The 20,557-nt window shown below is 53.9% G+C and carries 17 protein-coding genes and 3 tRNA genes; 11 read left to right on the plus strand and 9 right to left on the minus strand.

The window, feature by feature from the left end; translation table 11 throughout:
• Positions 1-603: 603 nt before the first annotated feature.
• From AC2TDA_RS10700 to AC2TDA_RS10710, 3 genes are read left to right on the plus strand one after another with little or no spacing between them, the layout of a single operon-like run.
• Positions 604-1,008, plus strand: a complete 405-nt coding sequence (locus AC2TDA_RS10700) for an SxtJ family membrane protein (RefSeq protein ID WP_480879239.1) — start codon at positions 604-606, stop codon at positions 1,006-1,008.
• Positions 1,009-1,025: 17 nt separating this feature from the next.
• Positions 1,026-1,175 (plus strand): DUF5989 family protein, encoded by a 150-nt coding sequence (locus AC2TDA_RS10705; protein ID WP_480845677.1) that lies wholly within the window; start codon positions 1,026-1,028, stop codon positions 1,173-1,175.
• A 4-nt stretch (positions 1,176-1,179) separates the two neighbouring features.
• The gene (locus AC2TDA_RS10710; protein ID WP_480879240.1) at positions 1,180-3,015 is read left to right on the plus strand and encodes a carbamoyltransferase family protein; all 1,836 of its coding nucleotides are present in this window, start codon (positions 1,180-1,182) and stop codon (positions 3,013-3,015) included.
• Positions 3,016-3,030: 15 nt separating this feature from the next.
• Here AC2TDA_RS10710 and AC2TDA_RS10715 read toward each other — a convergent pair whose 3' ends face one another.
• The gene (locus AC2TDA_RS10715; RefSeq protein ID WP_480896858.1) at positions 3,031-4,020 is read right to left on the minus strand and encodes an SGNH/GDSL hydrolase family protein; all 990 of its coding nucleotides are present in this window, start codon (positions 4,018-4,020) and stop codon (positions 3,031-3,033) included.
• Between the two features lie 545 nt (positions 4,021-4,565).
• Here AC2TDA_RS10715 and AC2TDA_RS10720 point away from each other — a divergent pair.
• Positions 4,566-6,131, plus strand: coding sequence for a carbamoyltransferase C-terminal domain-containing protein (locus tag AC2TDA_RS10720; protein WP_480879242.1), 1,566 nt, complete (start codon positions 4,566-4,568; stop codon positions 6,129-6,131).
• 180 nt (positions 6,132-6,311) lie between these two features.
• Here AC2TDA_RS10720 and AC2TDA_RS10725 read toward each other — a convergent pair.
• Positions 6,312-6,386, minus strand: a tRNA-Val gene (locus tag AC2TDA_RS10725).
• A gap of 591 nt (positions 6,387-6,977) precedes the next feature.
• Between AC2TDA_RS10725 and AC2TDA_RS10730 the strand changes: the two genes are divergently transcribed.
• The 3 genes from AC2TDA_RS10730 to uvrA all read left to right on the plus strand — a co-directional run bounded on the left by AC2TDA_RS10730 (position 6,978) and on the right by uvrA (position 10,214).
• Positions 6,978-7,054, plus strand: a tRNA-Asp gene (locus tag AC2TDA_RS10730).
• Between the two features lie 51 nt (positions 7,055-7,105).
• A tRNA-Asp gene (locus AC2TDA_RS10735) sits at positions 7,106-7,182 on the plus strand.
• Between the two features lie 173 nt (positions 7,183-7,355).
• The gene (gene uvrA / locus AC2TDA_RS10740) at positions 7,356-10,214 is read left to right on the plus strand and encodes an excinuclease ABC subunit UvrA (RefSeq protein WP_480879243.1); all 2,859 of its coding nucleotides are present in this window, start codon (positions 7,356-7,358) and stop codon (positions 10,212-10,214) included.
• A gap of 6 nt (positions 10,215-10,220) precedes the next feature.
• Here the strand turns inward: uvrA and AC2TDA_RS10745 are convergent, their stop codons facing one another.
• The 5 genes from AC2TDA_RS10745 to AC2TDA_RS10765 form a co-directional block, all read right to left on the minus strand.
• Positions 10,221-10,604 (minus strand): hypothetical protein, encoded by a 384-nt coding sequence (locus tag AC2TDA_RS10745; protein ID WP_480845671.1) that lies wholly within the window; start codon positions 10,602-10,604, stop codon positions 10,221-10,223.
• Positions 10,605-10,722: 118 nt separating this feature from the next.
• Positions 10,723-11,595: a 3-hydroxyisobutyrate dehydrogenase gene (mmsB, locus tag AC2TDA_RS10750; RefSeq protein ID WP_480879244.1), complete on the minus strand. Its 873-nt coding sequence runs from the start codon at positions 11,593-11,595 to the stop codon at positions 10,723-10,725.
• A 3-nt stretch (positions 11,596-11,598) separates the two neighbouring features.
• Positions 11,599-12,639 carry an enoyl-CoA hydratase/isomerase family protein gene (locus AC2TDA_RS10755; RefSeq protein WP_480879245.1) on the minus strand — a complete coding sequence of 347 codons (1,041 nt, stop codon included), beginning with the start codon at positions 12,637-12,639 and terminating at the stop codon, positions 11,599-11,601.
• 7 nt (positions 12,640-12,646) lie between these two features.
• Positions 12,647-13,789, minus strand: coding sequence for an acyl-CoA dehydrogenase family protein (locus tag AC2TDA_RS10760; RefSeq protein ID WP_480879246.1), 1,143 nt, complete (start codon positions 13,787-13,789; stop codon positions 12,647-12,649).
• A 196-nt stretch (positions 13,790-13,985) separates the two neighbouring features.
• Complete coding sequence (locus AC2TDA_RS10765; protein WP_480845666.1) at positions 13,986-15,101, minus strand: carboxylate-amine ligase; 1,116 nt, start codon at positions 15,099-15,101, stop codon at positions 13,986-13,988.
• A 135-nt stretch (positions 15,102-15,236) separates the two neighbouring features.
• Here AC2TDA_RS10765 and AC2TDA_RS10770 point away from each other — a divergent pair, with 135 nt between their 5' ends.
• Entirely contained in the window at positions 15,237-16,088 is an 852-nt protein-coding gene (locus tag AC2TDA_RS10770) for a class I SAM-dependent methyltransferase (protein WP_480879247.1), read from the plus strand.
• Between the two features lie 71 nt (positions 16,089-16,159).
• Complete coding sequence (locus tag AC2TDA_RS10775) at positions 16,160-16,636, plus strand: fasciclin domain-containing protein (protein WP_480879248.1); 477 nt, start codon at positions 16,160-16,162, stop codon at positions 16,634-16,636.
• Between the two features lie 67 nt (positions 16,637-16,703).
• Here the strand turns inward: AC2TDA_RS10775 and AC2TDA_RS10780 are convergent, their stop codons facing one another.
• Complete coding sequence (locus AC2TDA_RS10780) at positions 16,704-17,288, minus strand: L,D-transpeptidase (RefSeq protein ID WP_480879492.1); 585 nt, start codon at positions 17,286-17,288, stop codon at positions 16,704-16,706.
• A gap of 189 nt (positions 17,289-17,477) precedes the next feature.
• A complete protein-coding gene (locus AC2TDA_RS10785) occupies positions 17,478-18,977 on the minus strand; it encodes a CoA-acylating methylmalonate-semialdehyde dehydrogenase (protein ID WP_480845662.1) in 1,500 nt (499 codons plus the stop codon).
• A gap of 103 nt (positions 18,978-19,080) precedes the next feature.
• Between AC2TDA_RS10785 and AC2TDA_RS10790 the strand changes: the two genes are divergently transcribed.
• Positions 19,081-19,983, plus strand: coding sequence for a LysR family transcriptional regulator (locus AC2TDA_RS10790; RefSeq protein WP_480845661.1), 903 nt, complete (start codon positions 19,081-19,083; stop codon positions 19,981-19,983).
• A 60-nt stretch (positions 19,984-20,043) separates the two neighbouring features.
• On the plus strand, positions 20,044-20,481 hold the full coding sequence (locus tag AC2TDA_RS10795; RefSeq protein WP_480879249.1) for a CBS domain-containing protein: 438 nt from the start codon (positions 20,044-20,046) through the stop codon (positions 20,479-20,481).
• The last annotated feature ends 76 nt before the right edge of the window (positions 20,482-20,557 follow it).

Below are 20,557 nucleotides of genomic sequence, written 5' to 3' on the forward strand. Positions count from 1 at the left end.
GGGGACACGGCCAATCGCCACAGGATAGTCAGCGCGTCAGATGCGTGACAAGCCCACCAAATTACTGAGAAGGATCGGCGACAGGGATTTTTGAGGATGAGTGGGCTTAATATCCATGCCTAGATCAATCTCGAAATTGCTCAAGGTAAACTGAGGCTCAACAAAGTGGTGCAGGGGTATCTATTTGTGCGAATATGTAAACAAATGCAGAATTTTGTGGCCATATGTTCGAACCGGGTATCAACTTGAGTAATGAGGTTTGCCATGCTGCTGTAATGTAGGCGGTGCGTGTTGTGAGTGTGAGTGAAGATTTGGGGTTAAAGGTTATGGGTGGCGCAAAGTGATTTCTCGATTTCGAACTGATTTTCAAAGCCCAGATACTTTCACTTGAATGTCCATTGTAAGGAAACGTTTAGCTTTCATGTCATGTACATAAACCCACTTTTCATATTACGTTTCAACGAACACACTGTCGGTCGAGGTTTCTTTACGACTGTGAAGATCAGATGGAGGCCTGTCCCGCGTGGTAGGTGCTGGCGATACTGTGGTGCAGCAAAATGAATAGTTATGCGGTTTCAACCTTAGACTACGGGAGGTCCTGACATGTCCGACCACACATCAAATGTGTCTGTTGAAATGGGATCCGAACGCAATTTCGGCGTCGTTTTTGGAGTTGTGTTTGCCATTATCGCTTTGTGGCCGTTGACCGGTGGCGAAGGAATTCGGATTTGGGCCCTGGTTATTGCTGCTGTCTTTCTGGCTTTGTCATTTGTTGCGCCAAGGGTTTTGAAGTGGCCCAACAGAATGTGGTTCAAATTTGGCTTGTTGCTTGGGGCCATCGTGGCACCGATTGTAATGGCGCTCGTTTTTCTGACGACTTTCGTAACCATTGGCGGCTTAATGAGGCTTTTTGGCAAAGATCTTCTTGGCCAGAAGCTGGATAGGGATGCACAATCCTACTGGATCAAGCGCACGGACCCTCCGAGCAGTATGAAAAACCAATTCTAAATTGGGAGAAATCTAACATGTCTTTTGTATCTGAACTTTGGGCTTTTTTGAGAGTTCGCAAAAAGTTTTGGCTTTTTCCGGTGATACTGGTGCTGGCCCTGTTTGGTGCATTGATTGTCCTGAGCCAGGGATCTGCAGTCGCGCCCTTCATTTACACGCTGTTTTAATCACATGACTTATATACTTGGCGTTTCCGCGCTGTACCACGACAGCGCGGCTGCTCTGATCAACGATGGTGAAATCATCGCTGCAGCGCAGGAAGAGCGTTTCAGCAGGAAAAAACACGACGCACGATTCCCTCAGAATGCTGTGCGCTATGTGTTGTCCGAGGCGGGCATCACTCTGGCCGATGTCGAAACCGTTGTTTTTTATGACAAACCGTTTCTCAAATTTGAACGTCTGCTTGAAACCTATCTTGCGACGGCGCCAAAGGGATTCAACTCATTTCGCAAGGCGATGCCTGTCTGGCTGCGCGAAAAACTGTTTCTAAAGGATCTTTTGGTTCGCGAGCTTCGCCAGTTCGAAAAGGGATTTACCGGTGAGCGGCTAATGTTCTCTGAACACCACTTCAGCCACGCGGCCAGTGCGTTTTATCCTTCGCCATTCGATCAGGCCGTGGTCCTGACCTTAGACGGCGTTGGAGAGTGGGCGACGACCACAGTTGCAATGGGGAATGGCAATGACCTGAAGATCGACAAAGAGATTCACTTTCCGCACTCGCTGGGTCTGCTTTACTCTGCCTTCACATACTATACTGGCTTCAAGGTGAATTCCGGCGAGTACAAGGTAATGGGTCTCGCGCCATATGGTGAGCCCAAGTACAAAGATACCATCCTTGATAACCTGATTGATGTGAAAGAGGATGGTTCTTACAAGCTCAATCAATCCTACTTCAATTACACGCACGGCCTGACCATGACAAATCAGGCGTTTTCTGACCTTTTCGGCCAGCCTGTCCGTGAGCCCGAAACCGACGACCTGACGCAGTTTCACATGGATATTGCCGCGTCAGTGCAGGCCGCGACGGAGGAGGTTGTCCTGCGTATGACCCGAGCGTTGGCCAAGGAATATGATTGCCCGAACTTGTGTATGGCCGGTGGTGTTGCGCTCAATTGCGTGGCCAATGGCAAAATTCTGCGTGATGGTGCCTTTAAGGATATCTGGATTCAGCCCGCCGCCGGAGACGCGGGCGGCGCATTGGGTGCGGCACTGGGTGCTTGGCACGACGAGATGAAAATGCCCCGCACCGTGCCTAGTGGTGATGCGATGCACGGAGCTTATTTGGGGCCGTCTTTTGACGATCAGGAAATCACTGAACAGCTTGAGCAAGCCGGCGCCCGATTTGAGATTCTTCCCGAAAAAGAAATTATCGCCAGAACTTCTGAAGCCTTGTCACAGGAAAAGGCGGTCGGATGGTTTCAGGGACGTATGGAATTTGGTCCCCGAGCATTGGGTGGACGTTCGATCCTTGGTGATCCGCGCTCACCCACAATGCAGAAAGTATTGAATTTAAAAGTGAAATACAGGGAGAGCTTCCGACCTTTCGCACCTTCCGTATTGCGGGAGCACGTGAACGACTGGTTCGAGCTTGATTATGATAGCCCCTATATGTTGCTTGTCGCTGATGTGAAAGAAGACATTCGCCAGCAAATGTCAGACGAGGAAAGTCGCCTTTTCGGTATCGAGAAGCTGAATGTGAAACGCTCTGATATTCCGGCGATTACGCACGTGGATTATTCAGCTCGCGTTCAAACTGTGCATAAGGAAACTAACCCCAGATACCATGCGTTGATTGGTGCATTCGCGGAACGAACGGGCTGCCCGGTGGTCGTGAATACGTCATTCAATGTACGAGGTGAGCCGATCGTTTGTACCCCCGAGGACGCGTTCCGTTGTTTCATGGGGACGGGGATCGAAGTTCTGGTCGTTGGCAACGCCTTTCTCCGCAAGGAAAACCAGGACCCCAGCCTTGCCGAAAACTACGAGGAAAAATACGAACTGGATTGATCGTGGATGCATCGATCAATCCAATGCAACGTCGCCTTGTTCAAAAAAGCTGTTAATTGCATCTGCAACCAAGGCGTAACCGGTCTTGGATAAGTGAATTCCGGCATTTGCATAGGCCTCCCGGCCAAGGCTGTTTAACTCGTTCGTAAAATCCAGGTAGGGGATGCCATTTTCCCCGGCTATCTGGGCAACCAAACTTGCAAACTCGGGTGATCTTAAATCTGGATCCCAGAACTGGCTGTTCGGAATGTAAACTATGAGCGGTGTACAACCCGTGTCCATGCAATGACCTTTGAGAGTTTTGACCGCTAGGTTTACGGACTCGGTCGAACCCCTTTGTGCGTCAAAATACGAAGCCATCAAGGCCCGCACCGCCGGGAAATTGTAGTGGGATAGCAGTTTTTCCGCGCGCCGGAGGTTGCGAGCCACAAACCCGGTTTCTCTTGGTTTAGCTGCTTTCGACTCGGCAAGAACGCCAGCGCGGGCTAACGTGTAGAATTCTTGATGTGCGGGCGCTGGCGCAATGGATTCAGAACCGTCAAAAAAACCGGACGTATCGGCCTGAGGGCCGAAAAAGATTTCGTGGTAAACTTGCGAGGTCTTAATGGGCTTGTTGTCGTTCGCGTAGAAGATCATGACAACGTTGTCCGCATCTATTTTCGGACCGAAAGTCTTAAGCATTGCCGCATAGTGAACAGCTGTCGCGCCTGGAAATGACAGGTTCCGAATGGTGTATCGATCGGCAAGTAGCCCGGCAATTGTGTGTCGCTCCTGCTGGCAAACACCGAAGGCGAATGAATCCCCAATCAGAACAAGCTCACTGTTTTTGGTGTCCCAATTAGAATCCTGGTTGCGAAAGCCGAAACGATCAGTTGTGAGCATTAGCGGCTCGTGCCCTTCATTACAGACAAAGAGCTTCGCGTTCGCCTCCAGGCCGAGCGGTGCATATCCTAGGTCGCGGCCCAGGTCGCTCAGGTCGCGGGTTTTCTCGATCAGAAGCGGCAATAGAATTCGGTACTTGTACCCGGCCTTTTCGGCGTCGGCGATCAGCTCCCGATCCTGTGTCTGGTATCGTTCGTTCATGATCCGTCGGCCTTCGCCCCCGACAGCATCAACCTGCGCATTGATCGCCCGCATCAAAAGGAAGTCTCCAACCATCGCAACGAGGTAGAGGGGAAAGACTACCACCAACGCGAAAACGATGTTCTTTTTTGCAGCGCATGAAACTTCCATCTCAGTTTGTATAACGGTCGGCTGTGGGCCCGACCAGCGGCGATGTATCATCGGGTATAAGAGGCACTTTTCCGGCCTAACGAAAGGTGAATAATCGCAAGTCTTATCGGCAATTGTTGACGTTTTGCGCACATTGAAACGTCAATCTTTGCTGTTTGTCGCTCTATCTGCTCAAGTGTTCGGGCGAAATTAGCGTGTTCTTCGAGATTACAATTTTGACCTTTCCGCCTAGTATCACTGTCGGCTACGTTTAACCGCATATGTCTGACTTGCTTCATTTGAACGATAACTGACAAGGAAGCGACCCGTTTGAATCCATGAAGATCTTTTCCATCAATCCTGGGCATGACGGCTCGATTGCGGGTGTAAATGCACGCGAGCAGAGCCTTTTGTTTTCCTACGAAGCAGAAAAAGACAGCTTTCCGCGCAATGCACCAGTTAACCCGGATACGCTGATCAATGCGGCCTTGTGGTTCGACCAGCTGCCCGACGTTTTGGCGCTCAGCGGCTGGTCTGCAACAGGGGTAGACCATTCTTCACGTTCTGGTGCCGGGTATTTCGGAGTTGGAGACTCCTCGGAGATCGTCGGAAAGAAGAGGTTTTTTGGTAAGTCTCTGGATTTCTACTCGTCCACACATGAGCGGTCACATATCTGGTCGGCTTATGCAATGTCTCCCTTCGAGCAAGGCGAGCCCTGCTATGCGCTGGTTTGGGAAGGCGCGTTGGGAGATTTTTACGAAATCGACGGTGATTTGAAAATTCACCATCTGGGTCGGGTAATGACCAGCCCCGGTCAGAAGTTTTCGTTTCTCTATGCGCTTGCTGATCCTGAATTTCCGCACTTGAACGGCGCACGCAGAAAAAGCAGCGCAGGCAAATTGATGGCGGCCAGTGCGCTTGGAAAAATCAACGAAACCGACGCTGAGGCGCAGGAACTGATAAGTGCTTTGTTGGGCAGTAACGCTGCGGAAAATCCTTTGGCCAAGGATGATTTCCGATCTTCACCTTTTCACAACATTGGCGTCGGCACACCAAGGTTTCAGGATTTAGCGGCAAAATTCTCGGAGGCCGTGTTTTCGGCATTCTATGAATTCGCCAGAACGAAACTGACCAAGGGATTTCCGTTGCTTATTTCTGGCGGATGCGGGCTGAATTGCGATTGGAACACCCGATGGCGCGACTGTGGGCTTTTCCGCGAAGTGTTTGTTCCACCCTGCACAAACGATTCTGGAAGCGCCATTGGAACAGCCGTGGATGCGATGCGCCATTTTACGGGGCGTGCCAAATTGGATTGGACTGTCTATGCGGGGCCACCATTCTGCGACGATCAGTCCGACATGGAAGATGTTATCGTTAGCGAACTGAATTTACAGGAGGTCGCATCCGCGCTGAACGATGGAATGATAATTGGTTGGGCCCTTGGGAATTGCGAACTGGGTCCGCGTGCGCTTGGAAACCGATCGATACTTGCCGCTCCGTTCAACACAAAAACGCGCGACAGGCTGAATAGAATGAAAGGCCGCGCCCTTGATGCTCCAATTGCGCCGGTCTGCCTTGAAGAAGACGTGTCGAAGCATTTTGAGTGGTCTGGGCCATCGCCCTACATGCTCCATTTTTCGAAAGTAATAGACCCCAAGCTAAAAGCTGTCACGCATATGGACGGATCGGCGCGTTTGCAGACGGTCCGGCAAGACCAGAACTCGATGTTATACAATTTGCTCAAGGAGTTCAGGGCGATTTCCGGAGTAGGGGTTCTGTGCAACACATCTTTGAACTTTCAGGGGGCTGGGTTCATTAACAATACCAGTGATCTCTATCACTACGCGCGTTCCGCTGGCCTTGATGGAGTTGTCGCCGGCCTGTCCCTTTACCGGTTTCACTAAACCGAATTCCCTAAGTGAGCTTGCTGCAATGGCAGGGAGGCTGGGGGCGGGCAGCCTTGTGTTGTCAGCAAAGAAAACACACATCAAACATAACTGAGATGACCTGAATAAGATACAGAGCGGGTATGTTCCCACAAGTTCTGAGAACACTTCGTAAGGGTCTGCTGTCTATTGAGGAAATGGTGGGTGATAAGAGATTTGAACTCCTGACATCTTCGATGTGAACGAAGCGCTCTACCACTGAGCTAATCACCCGTATGATCGCCTGATACCCCGACTCTGGTTTTGTCGCAAGGGGGCGTGAGAGGCGAGAATGCCTCGGCGCAAATCACCGTAGCAAAAGATCAAACGCCGGGATGGTCGGGTAGTCACTGCCGGTGAATGTCGAGTTGCCGAGGTTGAGAAAACCGCCGGTTACTTCTACGGCATAGGATGAGAACGCAAAGAGAACGGCTGCTAACTTGCTGCCAAAAACAATTTTCCACTTAACTGATCCACTTTTTGTTTTTGCCGTTAAGGATCAAAATGAAGCCTGGTGACGAGCCAAGCCTTTGATCGGCAGAAGTGGGAAAGTGTATATAGCCACATGCGAACGCAATGGATGCTGCGGCGAGATACAAGTTTCAATGGCGCAGATTAAGTCAAATGCACAAACCCGATAAGGAGCCAAGTGTTTCTTGTTCTCCGGCCTGTCTTTACGCGGTTTCTTTTGGTCACAAGCGATGGCAAAGGCAGCCTAAGAGACTACAAAAAATTGCGCTCTGCAAAAAAACTTCAAAACGCCGCTTGACGATGTCGGGGCAGGACCATAATACACCCCAACGTTCAGTAACGAACGGGCAGCGGGCGGTTGTAGCTCAGATGGTTAGAGTACCGGCCTGTCACGCCGGGGGTCGCGGGTTCGAGCCCCGTCAACCGCGCCACGTTGCCAGCCTTTGATCCGGGTAAATGGATCGGACATAGACCCTAAATGCGCGGTTGTAGCTCAGTTGGTTAGAGTACCGGCCTGTCACGCCGGGGGTCGCGGGTTCGAGCCCCGTCAACCGCGCCATTTCCCAAAACGCCTGATGTGACATAGCCCTTCGATCTGAAGGGCGTTGGTATGGTATCCGGTGTCAGTAGGTGTCGGCAATAATCCATCAGTTCACACTTTGTTCTAATTTTTCGGTTGGAGACTCAGTGTGGCTCGCTTATTTCTAGATCACTGGTGAATTGGGGGCCACGATGGCTGAGCTGAAGAATATCGAGGTACGCGGCGCACGCGAACATAACCTCAAGAATATTGATGTAGATATTCCGCGCGATCAGTTGGTCGTGATCACCGGGTTGTCTGGTTCGGGCAAATCCTCATTAGCCTTTGATACCGTCTACGCCGAAGGGCAGCGGCGATATGTAGAAAGCCTGTCAGCCTATGCGCGGCAGTTCCTGGACATGATGGAAAAGCCGGATGTCGATCACATTAGCGGCCTTTCTCCCGCGATTTCCATCGAGCAAAAGACGACGTCGAAAAATCCGCGTTCCACCGTGGGAACTGTCACCGAGATTTACGATTACCTGCGTCTGCTTTTTGCCCGTGCAGGTACGCCGTACAGCCCGGCAACCGGACTGCCGATCGAGGCGCAACAAGTGCAGGATATGGTCGATCGGATTATGACGATGGAGGAGGGTACACGTGGCTACCTTCTTGCCCCCATCGTGCGGGACCGAAAAGGCGAATACAAAAAAGAGTTTCTGGAGCTGCGAAAGCAGGGGTTCCAACGTGTAAAGGTGGATGGTGAGTTCTATGAGTTGGACGAACCACCGACACTGGATAAGAAGTTTCGTCATGACATTGACGTGGTTGTTGATCGGCTCGTGATACGCGACGGGATGGAAACTCGTCTGGCTGACAGTTTGCGAACCGCGCTTGATCTAGCCGATGGAATTGCGATCCTCGAAACGGCACCACGAGAAGGGGATCCTGAACGTATCACCTTTAGCGAAAATTTTGCCTGTCCTGTCAGCGGGTTCACTATCCCGGAAATTGAACCACGCCTGTTTTCTTTTAACGCGCCTTTCGGAGCCTGCCCGGACTGTGACGGTCTGGGTGTCGAGTTGTTTTTTGATGAACGGCTGGTGGTCCCGGATCAGACGCTGAAACTCTATGACGGAGCTTTGGCGCCGTGGCGCAAGGGCAAGTCACCTTATTTTCTGCAAACTATCGAGGCAATTGCCCGACATTATGAGTTCGATAAGAACACGCCGTGGAAAGATCTTCCGGCCCATGTTCAGCAGGTGTTCCTGCGCGGGTCTGGAGAAGAAGAAATCCAATTCCGCTATGACGAAGGTGGGCGGGTCTATCAGGTTACGCGCAGCTTTGAGGGCGTGATCCCGAACATGGAGCGCCGCTATCGCGAAACCGACAGCGCCTGGATTCGAGAAGAATTTGAGCGGTACCAAAACAACCGCCCATGTGGCACGTGTAATGGCTATCGGCTGCGGGCCGAAGCGCTGGCCGTCAAGATAGCGGGTCTGCATGTTGGGCAGGTGGTCCAAATGTCGATCCGCGAGGCGCTGGCCTGGATTGAGGACGCGCCGAACCATCTAAGTAAGCAAAAGAATGAAATTGCACGTGCCATTCTCAAGGAAATCCGCGAGCGGCTTGGATTTCTAAATAACGTTGGTTTAGAATATCTTACGCTGTCACGCTCAAGTGGCACCCTGTCGGGCGGCGAAAGCCAGCGTATTCGTCTGGCCAGCCAGATTGGATCGGGTCTGACCGGTGTTCTGTACGTTTTGGACGAACCTTCGATTGGTTTGCACCAACGAGACAATGACCGATTGCTGGATACGCTCAAGAACCTTCGGGATCAGGGCAACACAGTCATCGTCGTTGAGCATGATGAAGAAGCCATCCGCGAAGCGGATTACGTTTTTGACATCGGGCCGGGCGCCGGGGTTCATGGTGGACAGGTGGTCAGCCACGGCACACCCGAACACATTGCGGGGGATGCCGCCTCAATCACGGGGCAGTACTTGGCCGGCACACGGGAAATCGCCGTGCCGGCGGAACGGCGTGACGGTAAAAATCACAAGGTGACGGTGGTCAAGGCGACCGGAAACAATCTTAAGAACGTGACTGCCGAATTTCCCTTGGGCAAGTTTGTCTGTGTCACTGGTGTGTCGGGTGGCGGGAAATCGACGCTGACGATTGAAACCCTGTTCAAGACAGCGTCGATGCGTTTGAACGGAGCGCGTCAAACACCGGCCCCATGCGAGACAATCAAAGGGCTGGAACATTTGGATAAGGTGATTGATATCGACCAGCGCCCAATTGGACGGACTCCGCGTTCGAATCCAGCGACTTACACGGGGGCTTTCACCCCGATCCGGGACTGGTTCGCGGGCCTGCCCGAAGCCAAAGCGCGAGGATACAAACCTGGGCGGTTCAGCTTCAATGTCAAAGGTGGCCGGTGCGAAGCCTGTCAAGGCGATGGTGTCATCAAGATTGAGATGCACTTTCTTCCCGACGTCTACGTGACCTGTGAGACCTGTAAGGGAGCGAGGTACAACCGCGAAACGCTGGAGATCAAGTTCAAAGGTAAATCTATCGCCGATGTCCTTGATATGACGGTGGAAGACGCGCAAGAGTTCTTTAAGGCTGTGCCATCGATCCGCGACAAGATGGACGCGCTGGCACGTGTTGGGCTTGGATATATCAAGGTCGGACAGCAGGCGACAACCTTGTCGGGTGGCGAGGCGCAACGAGTGAAGCTGTCAAAGGAATTGAGCAAACGCTCAACGGGCCGGACACTCTATATCCTGGATGAACCGACGACTGGCCTGCATTTCGAAGATGTCCGCAAGTTGTTGGAAGTGCTGCATGAATTGGTTGATCAGGGCAATACGGTTGTGGTGATTGAGCATAACCTTGATGTGGTCAAAACAGCGGATTGGATCATTGATATCGGCCCCGAAGGCGGAGATGGCGGCGGCCAGATTGTTTCCGAAGGAACACCTGAGGATGTCGCAAAGTGCAGCCACAGCTATACCGGGCAATACCTCAAACCCATGCTAAAGTCAGAACGTGTAGCCGCCGAATAGGTTGGATCAGTACAGGATGTCGGCCACAGCACCGATGAGGTTGAGAACTTTTCGGGTATCCGGATTCACCCGATAAACATAGTCACCAGCACGAACATAATTACCGCCGCGGTTCAGGCCATAGCGGTAAGGATCGGTGATCCAAGCGTAATCACCGTCGATCCGGTCTCCGACCCGATAGCGTTTTTTGACCTGCCCCGGTGGAACGCAGGGCACTGCCTTCTTCGCCAGCCCCGGGGGGCAATGACCGTTTTTTCCAGAATTCGGTGCGACGCGATAGACTTCGAATGTGTCTTTAGACTTGCCTTTTCCTTTGCCATTCCCAGCCAACGCAGGAACAGATCCGACGGCCAAAGCGGCTATTACGGTAAGGCTCAACATTGATTTCATCGTCACACTCCAACTTCGCTGCTTATAACCAGCGCTACTCTCTGCCACTATTAAGTGGCAGAAAGATGGTTTTACCAGCCTGTGCGCTTGGGTTGTGCGAAATCCCGCCACTGGCGGCCTAGGATCGACCGCGTTTTTCAAACCGGGGCAGCATGGCGCTGAAGTCGCGACCCAATCCGCCTTCCTGTTCGACAAACTGTTCATAGAGCGTCGTAGCGATATGTCCCATCGGCGTATCAGCATCCGCGCTGTCAGCAGCTTGCTGGCTAAGACGCAGGTCCTTCAGCATCAGTTCTGCAGCGAAACCCGGGGTGTAGTCGTTGTCTGCTGGACTCTCAGGCCCAACGCCAGGCGCAGGGCAATAGGCGTTCATTGTCCAGCTATAGCCGGATGACGTGCTGACAACGTCAAACATCTTCTGCCGGTCCAGACCTAATTTGTCGGCCAGAGCAAAGGCTTCGCAGGTGGCAATCATGGTGACGCCCAAGATCATGTTGTTGCAAATCTTTGCAGCCTGGCCAGCACCAGCTTCGCCGCAATGAACCGCTTTCTGCCCCATAATCTCGAACAGGGGCGCCGCTTTGGCGAAGGCCGCGTCCGAGCCGCCAGCCATGAAAGTCAGCGTTCCTGCTGCTGCACCGCCGATCCCGCCAGAAACTGGCGCGTCAACTGCAAGCAAACCGGCGGCACCTGCCTGTTCGGCGACAGCGCGCGCACTATCGACATCTACAGTGGAACAATCGACCAAAGCAGAGCCTGCCTTCATGGCGGGGATGATCTCGTTTGCTACGGCACGTAGAATCTGGCCGTTGGGCAACATGGTGATGACGACGTCAGCTCCGGCGGCGACTTCGGTACCTGAGGAGGCCAATGAAACGCCTTCGACAGCTACGTTGGCCATGTCAAAACCTGTGACCTCGTGCCCGGCACGTGCCAGATTGGCCGCCATCGGTGCACCCATGTTGCCCAGCCCAATGAATCCGATTTTCATCCCTTACTCCTCTGTAAAACTGAGCGCATCCGATCCAAGCGGTTGCAGCATTTTGGAAACGGCTATGGCAGGTACGTTCATGTCAGAAAACTGCCACTGCGGGTTTCGATCCTTGTCGATGATCTGTGCGCGGATGCCTTCCAGAAAATCCCCTTGGTCCATCGCACGATAGGTAAAGCGGTATTCCATTTCCAACGCTTTGCGCAGTGTCAAACTTTGACCTCGTAACCTGTGCAGCATTTCAACCGCGCAAGCCATTGATAAAGGTGAATTCCGTTTCATAACAGTCAGATTTTTCAGCGCAAAATCTGTATCGTTATTGCGCAGGTTGTTCAGGATGTCTCTCAACGTTTCGCCGTCAAAGCAAACGTCGATCAGTGCCTGCTGGTCGGTCAGAGGGCTTCCCGGCGGGGTCTGCGCATGCTCTTGTACCAACTCAGCGCGTCCCGATGCCTCAAGCAATTCGATCAGTTCGGGCCATATCTCTTGCGGTACGTAGTGATCGGCGAAACCGGCATAGATTGCGTCGCCCGGTCCCATGCGGTGGCCAGTTGTCCCCAAGTATTCGCCCAGCCGACCGGGTGCCAATGCCAGCATGAGCGTACCGCCGACGTCCGGAACCAGACCGATCGAGCATTCGGGCATCGAGATTTTCGAGCTTTCTCCGACAATTCGATGGCTGCCATGGCACCCAATGCCGACGCCGCCGCCCATCGTGAAACCTTGCAAGAAGCTGATTACCGGCTTTGGGTATTCGAAGATCAGGGCGTTCACGCGATATTCGTCGCGCCAGAACGTTCGGCCATAGGAGAAATCTCCTTTGGTGCCCGTGTCATAAAGCTCGGCAATATCGCCGCCTGCACAAAATGCTTTGTCACCTTCGGCGTCAAGGATGACCAGATCGATCGCATCGTCCTCGCGCCAGTTACGCAAAGCGGTGTCGATGGCCATGCACATGTCGTAGCTGAGCGCATTCAGCGCCTGCGGCCGGGTCAAAGTGATACGTCCCGCGCGACCAGTAGTGCGGATGTAGATGTCTGGCATTGAAACCTCAGTGGTTGGACAGCATCTGGCGCGCGACGATCACGCGCATGATCTCGTTCGTGCCTTCCAGTATCTGATGCACACGCAGATCGCGCACAAGCTTTTCGATACCGTAGTCCGCCAGATACCCGTACCCACCGTGCAATTGAAGGCATTGATCGACCACTTTCGATCCGGTCTCGGTTACAAATTTCTTGGCCATGGCGCAGAACTTAGTCGCATCAGGCGCACCCTGATCCAGTTTCCACGCAGCTTGCCGCAGGAAGGTGCGAGCGGCCTGCATCTCGATCTCCATATCCGCCAGACGAAATTGTAGCGCCTGAAACTGGTCGATGGACTGGCCAAATGCTTTGCGCTCGGACATATATTGCAGTGTCATATCCAAACCGGCCTGTGCAGCACCAAGTGAGCACGAGGCGATGTTCAACCGCCCGCCGTCCAGGCCCTTCATCGCGTATTTGAAACCGTCTCCTTCGGTTCCAACCAGATTCCCGGACGGAATTTTGCAATCGTCGAATTGGACCTGCGCAGTCGGCTGGCTTTTCCAGCCCATTTTTTGTTCCAGCGCGCCAAAACTCAGACCCGGCGTACCGTCTTCTACATAAACGGTTGAAATGCCTTTGGGTCCGTCCTCACCTGTGCGCACCATGCAAACATAGGCGTCTGAATAACCACCGCCCGAGATAAATGCTTTTGTGCCATTCAGGGTATAACCTTCGTTCGTGCGTTCTGCGCGGGTCTTGAGCGCGGCCGCATCCGATCCGGAACCGGGCTCGGTCAGGCAATAGCTGAGGACGGTGTTCAGGCTCAGGACGTCAGGCATGATGCGGGACTTCAGATCGTCGCTGGCAAAGCTGTCCAACATCTTTGCGCACATGTTGTGGATTGACAGGAAGGCCGCAACCGAGGGGCAGGCCATGGACAGCGCCTCGAACACCAAAGTCGCGTCGAGCCGCGTCAGGTCCGATCCGCCGGCTTCTTCTGACACATAGAGACCGCCGAACCCAAGCTCTCCGATCTGGGGCCAGAGAGTTTTGGGGATGGTTCCGTCGGTTTCCCATTGGCGTGCGTGCGGGGCAATGTTGTCCTGCCCAAACGCGTAAGCCATGTCGAAAATAGCTGTCTGTTCCTCGGTCAGCGCAAAATCCATGGCGGGCCTTCTTTTGTTATCTGCAGAATTGAACAAGCGTTTTATTATTCAATCCTTACAGAATTTTTGCAGCGTGAGCAAACGTTGTGGGCAGGGCTCAGCTTATGAAAACCCGGTGGTCGGCCAGGTGCTGGCTTCAATTTTTTTCTGGGAAACAGTGTCTTTGCCGTATTGGGGCCGCCGAAGGAACGCTTGCCTATAAGTCTGCGTGGAATTCCTCTATCAAATGGCGGACCACCGCCTTACCTGGATCTTGGCCTTGTGCCGTCGCTTCGGCGTAGACGCGGCGCTGACGCGTTGCCGAAGTACCGTTTTCAGCGATCTGGCGCAGGCGTGCCAGTTCGGTCATGGTGCCAAGTGCCTCTGTATCTTCGGCAAGCATTCCCATCAGTTCGCCGATCAGTTCGGCCATCGGTTTGATCGATCGATCTCCGAAATCGATCAAGCCTTCGCCGACGCCGTATCGCTGTGCGCGCCAGCGATTTTCTCCTATCAGGAACCTGTCATATTGGCGCCAGCGCAGGTTGCGATCCTTCAGGCGGCACAGCATCCGGGTCAGTGCTTGAACAAGCGCAGCGAGGGATAATGTGTGTTCCAACCGAGGTTGCACATCCATGATACGGGTTTCCAGCGTCGGGAAGCTGTGGGAAGGGCGCAGGTCCCACCAGATTTTTGAGGTATCCTCAATCACACCCAGTTCCACCAACACCCCGGTGGTGCGCTCATACTCACTCCAGCTACTGAATACCGGGGGCAGGCCTGTACGGGGCAGGTTGTCGAAAACGGTCAGGCGGTAGGACGACAATCCCGTATCTTCGCCTTTCCAAAAGGGCGATGACGTCGATAACGCCAGAAGATGCGGCAGAAAATAAGAAAGCTGCGGCATCAGATCGGCGCGCAAGGCTTGATCCTCAACTCCAACATGTACGTGCATGCCGCAGATCAGCATTCGACGTGCCACACCGCCAAGGGCATGTTGCAGCGCGTCATAGCGTTCCTTGCGCGTGTGATGCTGATCCTTCCAGTTGGCAGAAGGATGGCAAGACACGGCGATTGGGGCGAGGTTGTAGTCGGCCGCGCGTTTGGACACGCAAGAGCGCAGACGCTTGAGATCTTCTCGGGCAGACTTAACAGTTGTATGCGGACGAGTTCCAACTTCGATTTGGCATTGCAGGAATTCGGGGCTGACCTGACCCTGAAAATCGTTTTGGCAGGCCTCCATCAACGCTTCGGGTGCTTCGGATAACTGCAGGCTGTCACGATCAACCAGCAGATATTCCTCTTCAATTCCCAGCGTGAATTCCTGCTGCATGGCGCACCCCTCGGTTCAAGTTCAATCAGTGAATACGGAATTTTCCAGTTTGCCAAGGGTTTGGCGCGCTGCGGCTTGCAGAGGCCCTGCAAGCAACGGTAAGGAACAGGCGCAACGGAAAGTGGAGCCGCCGCCGTGAAACCCAGAAAATTCCCTCAGATCAATGCTGCCCTTGATGAGCTTGGGGTGAAGTTGGTTGACAAAGTCATCGAGCAGGAAGAACGCGCGCGCCTTGAAGCGTTTGAACGGGCAGGGGGGCTGAACCGCCCGGCGTATGCCATGTCACCGGGAATGGAAGATTTCGATATCGCGCAACTGACCGAGGAATACGCTCAGCACACGGCGGCGCTGGACGCGCTGAAAAACCCGTCCCGAAATCAGACCGGCTATCGGATCGGCAATGGCTATTACGACAGCCCGGATGCCGATGCTCTGTACCTAATGATCCGCAGGTTTCAGCCAAAGCGTGTGATCGAGGTCGGGTGTGGGAACTCTACCCGTGTCACCCGTCAGGCGATCATCGATGGCGGGATGGATACAACCATCACTGCAATTGACCCTTATCCACGTGCGGATATCGCCCATGTTGTTGATCAGTTCGAGCAGAAACGGCTGGAAGAAGTCGACCCGGAGTTATTCGAACAACTAGAGGCCGGAGACGTCTTGTTCATTGATTCCAGCCATGTGGTCCGTATGAGCAATGATGTCGCACATCTGTTCTGCCGCATCATTCCTGCGCTGAAACCGGGTGTGGTCATCCATGTGCACGATGTTTTTCTGCCCTATGAGTACCCCAAGCGCTTTTTTTATGACTGCCCGGGTTGGGGTGAGCAGTATATGTTGCACGCGTTGTTGCAATCTGGCGCATATTCAATGCTTTGGCCGGGATATTACCTACAGCAGGCCCGCCCGGATGCAGTTGAGGCCTTGCCCTTCCTGAAGGACGGTCGCGCGCAGAGTATTTGGATCCAGCTGAAAGAAAATTGATCTCATAGTGATCCGGCCCGGTGAAAGGCCCGTAACCCTCTCCATAACAAGCTGGAGAGGAGAAGACAGCCATGTTCCGTCGTACATTCCTGGGTGCAGCCGCCGCAATGGCACTGGCCCTGCCGGTCAAAGCGCAAGCCGCCGACATTGTAGACACTGCAGTTTCCGCCGGGTCATTCAACACACTGGTTGCCGCCGTTCAGGCCGCAGGTTTGGTGGGTACACTGAAAGGGGACGGCCCTTTTACCGTTTTTGCGCCTACGGACGAAGCGTTTGCGGCGCTTCCAGATGGAACGGTTGAAACTCTGCTCCTGCCGGAGAACAAGGATCAACTGGTGTCGATACTGACCTACCACGTGGTTCCGGCCAAGGTCATGTCTGGTGACATTGCAGGTAAGCGCGCCAAAGTTCTGACTGTCCAGGGCGACCGGCTGAGCGTCAACGCCAAAAATGGCGTCAAAGTGAATGAAGCCGAGGTTATCCAGGCCGATATTGTTGCGAGCAACGGTGTTATCCACGTGGTCGACGCTGTGATCCTGCCAGAATAAACTGACCCTTCCGCAAAGAAAAAGCCCCGGTTTTGTGACCGGGGCTTTTTGCGTTCTGTGGAAGAGATTATACCAGCCGGACCTGAGTTCCGATCTGCACCAAAGGATACAGTTCCTCGACATGCTGGTTGTAAAGACCGATGCATCCGGACGAGCTCTGCCGACCGATCTTGCGAGTATCATGTGTTCCGTGCACCAGATAGGCTGGCCAAGATAAGTACATTGCCCGTGTGCCCAGCGGATTGCCTGGCTCGCCGCCTTCCATCCGAACTGGAAGCGATGGGTCCCGTTCGCGCATCGAAGAGGTTGGCGTCCAGCTTGGATTCTCGCTTTTACGGACCACTTCAGTATATCCGCGCTTGGTGAGTTCCTCGCTTTGGGGAACGGAACTGGGGTACAGTTTGTAAGTTCCATCTGCGCCCCAATAATGCACGGCGCGGCTGGTGATATCGGCAAGCAGGCAACCAACACCCAGCTCGTCGAAATGGTCCTGCCAGTTCTGCTGTGAGAATGAGGAGACGTTACGGCGCACCGGCAATTGTGTGCTTATTGCATCCTCGCCCTGCGGAAACGCGTCCAGACTTTGCGCCCGCACAAGTGCAGGGGTCGCCAGAAGGGACGCAGCCCCTATCAGGGCAGAACGGCGGGTCATGCGGAATTGGGACAAGGTTGCCTCCGGTTAAATGATCTGCTCGGGTCGTTATTTGCGGGTAAAATATTGGTGTCGGCGCGTGATTTCCAGTGGCTCGGCTCTGAATTTGTTGTGAATGTGTGCGCAAAAAAGAAAAACGGCCCGAAACCGGGCCGTAGTTCCTGATTTTATTGGAATTCGCCCGCGGGCTTAGTCCATGGCTTTGAAGTTGAACTCGCCACCTTCCTTGATGCCCGACGGCCAGCGCGACGTCACAGTCTTGGTGCGGGTGTAGAACTTGAAGCTGTCAGGGCCGTGCTGATTCAGGTCGCCGAACATGGATTTCTTCCAGCCGCCAAAGGTGTGATAAGCTAGCGGAACCGGGATCGGAACGTTGATGCCGACCATGCCGATGTTCACACGGCTGGCAAAGTCACGCGCGGTGTCACCGTCACGGGTGAAGATCGCGGTACCGTTGCCGTATTCATGATCCATCGCCAGCTTCAACGCTTCTTCATACGAACCCGCACGAACCGTGGACAGAACCGGACCAAAGATTTCTTGCTTGTAGATGTCCATTTCCGGGGTCACGTTGTCGAACAGGTGTGGGCCGACAAAGAAACCATCTTCATAGCCTTGCAGGCTGAAGTCGCGGTTATCAACAACCAGCTTTGCGCCCTGTTCCACGCCCGAGTTTATCAGGCCGAGGATGCGTTCCTTGGCGGCGCCAGTTACAACGGGACCCATATCCACGTCATCGCCTGCGGTATAGGGACCAACCTTCAACTTTTCGACACGCGGGATCAGCTTTTCGATCAGCGCATCGGCAGTTTCCTCGCCGACGGGCACGGCAACCGAAATGGCCATGCAGCGTTCGCCGGCTGCGCCAAATCCAGCACCAACCAGCGCGTCAGCGGCCTGATCCAAGTCGGCATCGGGCATAACGATCATGTGGTTCTTGGCACCACCGAAGCACTGCGCACGTTTGCCGTTCGCGGTGGCACGGGAATAGATGTACTGGGCAATCGGTGTCGATCCTACAAAGCTGACGCCCTGAATGATCTCGCTGTCCAGCAGAGTGTCTACTGCCTCCTTGTCGCCATTGACGACCTGGAAAACGCCTTTAGGCAGACCGGCTTCGACAAACAGCTCGGCCAGCATCAAAGGAACCGACGGGTCACGCTCGGACGGCTTCAGCACAACTGCGTTGCCGCAGGCCAGGGCCGGGCCAACGTGCCACAACGGCATCATGGCGGGGAAGTTGAAGGGCATGATCGACGCCACAACACCCAACGGCTGACGCATGGAGTACATGTCGATGCCGGGGCCAGCGCTGTCGGTGAACTCACCTTTCAGCATTTGTGGCGCTCCGATGCAGTATTCAATCACTTCCAGTCCACGCTGCAGGTCGCCCTTGGCGTCGGGGATGGTCTTGCCATGTTCGCGGCTGAGCGCTTCGGCCAGTTTATCCATGTCGCGGTTCATCAGCCCGACCATGGCCATCATGACGCGCGCGCGTTTCTGCGGGTTGGTTGCACCCCATGCTACCTGCGCGGCAGCCGCGTCTTCGATGGCGGCTGTTGTTTCAGCCACGCTTGCCATCGGGCATTTGTACTGAACCTCGCCGGTGGCGGGGTTGAAGACGTCGTCGAAACGGCCGGACGTACCAGCCACGTTCTCGCCGTTAATGAAATGGGTCAGATCTTGCATTGCAAACTCCTCCGGTGAATTTGCGCGCAGAATAGGCTTGCAGAAATCCCGCGAACAGAGGCAATATTTCAAAAGAGCTTTGCAAAAATGCAAAAGGGGTGAAATGAATCCGAATTGGGATGATATGCGGGTCTTTCTGGCTGTCGCGCGCGAAGAAAGCTTGTCTGCGGCGGGACGGTTTCTTAAAATTGACCCTGCCACAGTCGGGCGCCGGATTGCGCGGTTAGAGGCGGCGGTGAATGCGATCTTGTTCACGAAATCGCAGCAGGGATATTTGCTGACCGAAGCAGGTGAGCGCCTTATGGATCATGGGTTGCAAGCCGAAGAGGCCATGCGTGCAGCGGCTGGGGTTGTATCGGTTCGGACGAAGTCTCTTGGCGGTCAAATCAGAATTGGCGCGCCCGACGGGTCTGCAAACTACCTGTTGCCTCAGGTTTGTGCACGGATCAGCGATGCCAATCCGGACCTGGACATCCAGATCCTGGCACTTCCACGCATCATCAACTTGTCCCGGCGCGAGGCCGATATGGCCGTCACCGTCAGCGCTCCCACGGCCGGCAAATTGCTGGTGCAAAAGATAACCGATTATCGTCTGCACTTGGTCGCAAGTCAGGACTATCTGAACCGACACAATGAGATTCACTCGGTGACTGATCTGCAAGGTCACCGGATGATTGGTTACATTCCGGATATGATCTTTGACCGTGAGCTGGATTACCTCAATGACATTGGGGTTGACCGTGTCGCGCTTGCATCAAACTCGGTTTCTGTCCAACTGCGGCAGGTTTCGCTGGGCACCGGGGTCTGTGTAGCGCACGACTTTACGCTGCCGTTTCATCCCGGTTTGCAGAAAATCGTGACGGATCAGGTCAGTCTGACCCGCAGTTTTTATCTGGTTCGTCATCAGGGTGATCAACGTAACGAACGGCTGAACCGTTTTGCTGATGCATTGAAGCATGGTATCCGTGACGAAGTTGCGCGGCTGGAAGGTCAAGCAGGTGCTTGACAGGGTCTGACATTCCGGCAACGCTTTGGAAAACGTGAAATTATTTCGGAGGTGTTGCAAATGCTGGTCCAGGGCATTCTCAAGTCGAAGGCCACTGATAATGTGGTGACTGTGGAGCCTACTGCAACGGTGTCTGAAGCGGCAAAAATTCTGGCCGAAAAACGGATTGGTACGGTTGTCGTATCCGAGGACAACGGTAAGACAGCCGCCGGTATTTTGTCTGAGCGAGACATCGTTCGCGAGCTCGCCGCCAGCGGCAGCGGGTGTCTCGACAAGCCGGTCAGCACCTATATGACGCGAGAGCTGGTAACGGCCACCCGTCAGGATACGGTTCAGGGTATCATGTCACAAATGACCGAAGGCCGTTTTCGCCACATGCCTGTTATTGAAGACGGAAACCTGGTGGGCATTGTGACATTGGGCGACGTGGTCAAGGCGCAACTGGCGGAACTGGAGATGGAAAAAGATGCGCTTGAAGGCATGATTATGGGCCACTGACGGCTCGCGGGCCTATTTCGGCCTCTTGCACCTGCGGTAAAGTTGTGTTTGCTTGCGCAGAAATAATGTTGCGCAG

Source organism: Ruegeria sp. HKCCD6426 (assembly GCF_057221115.1).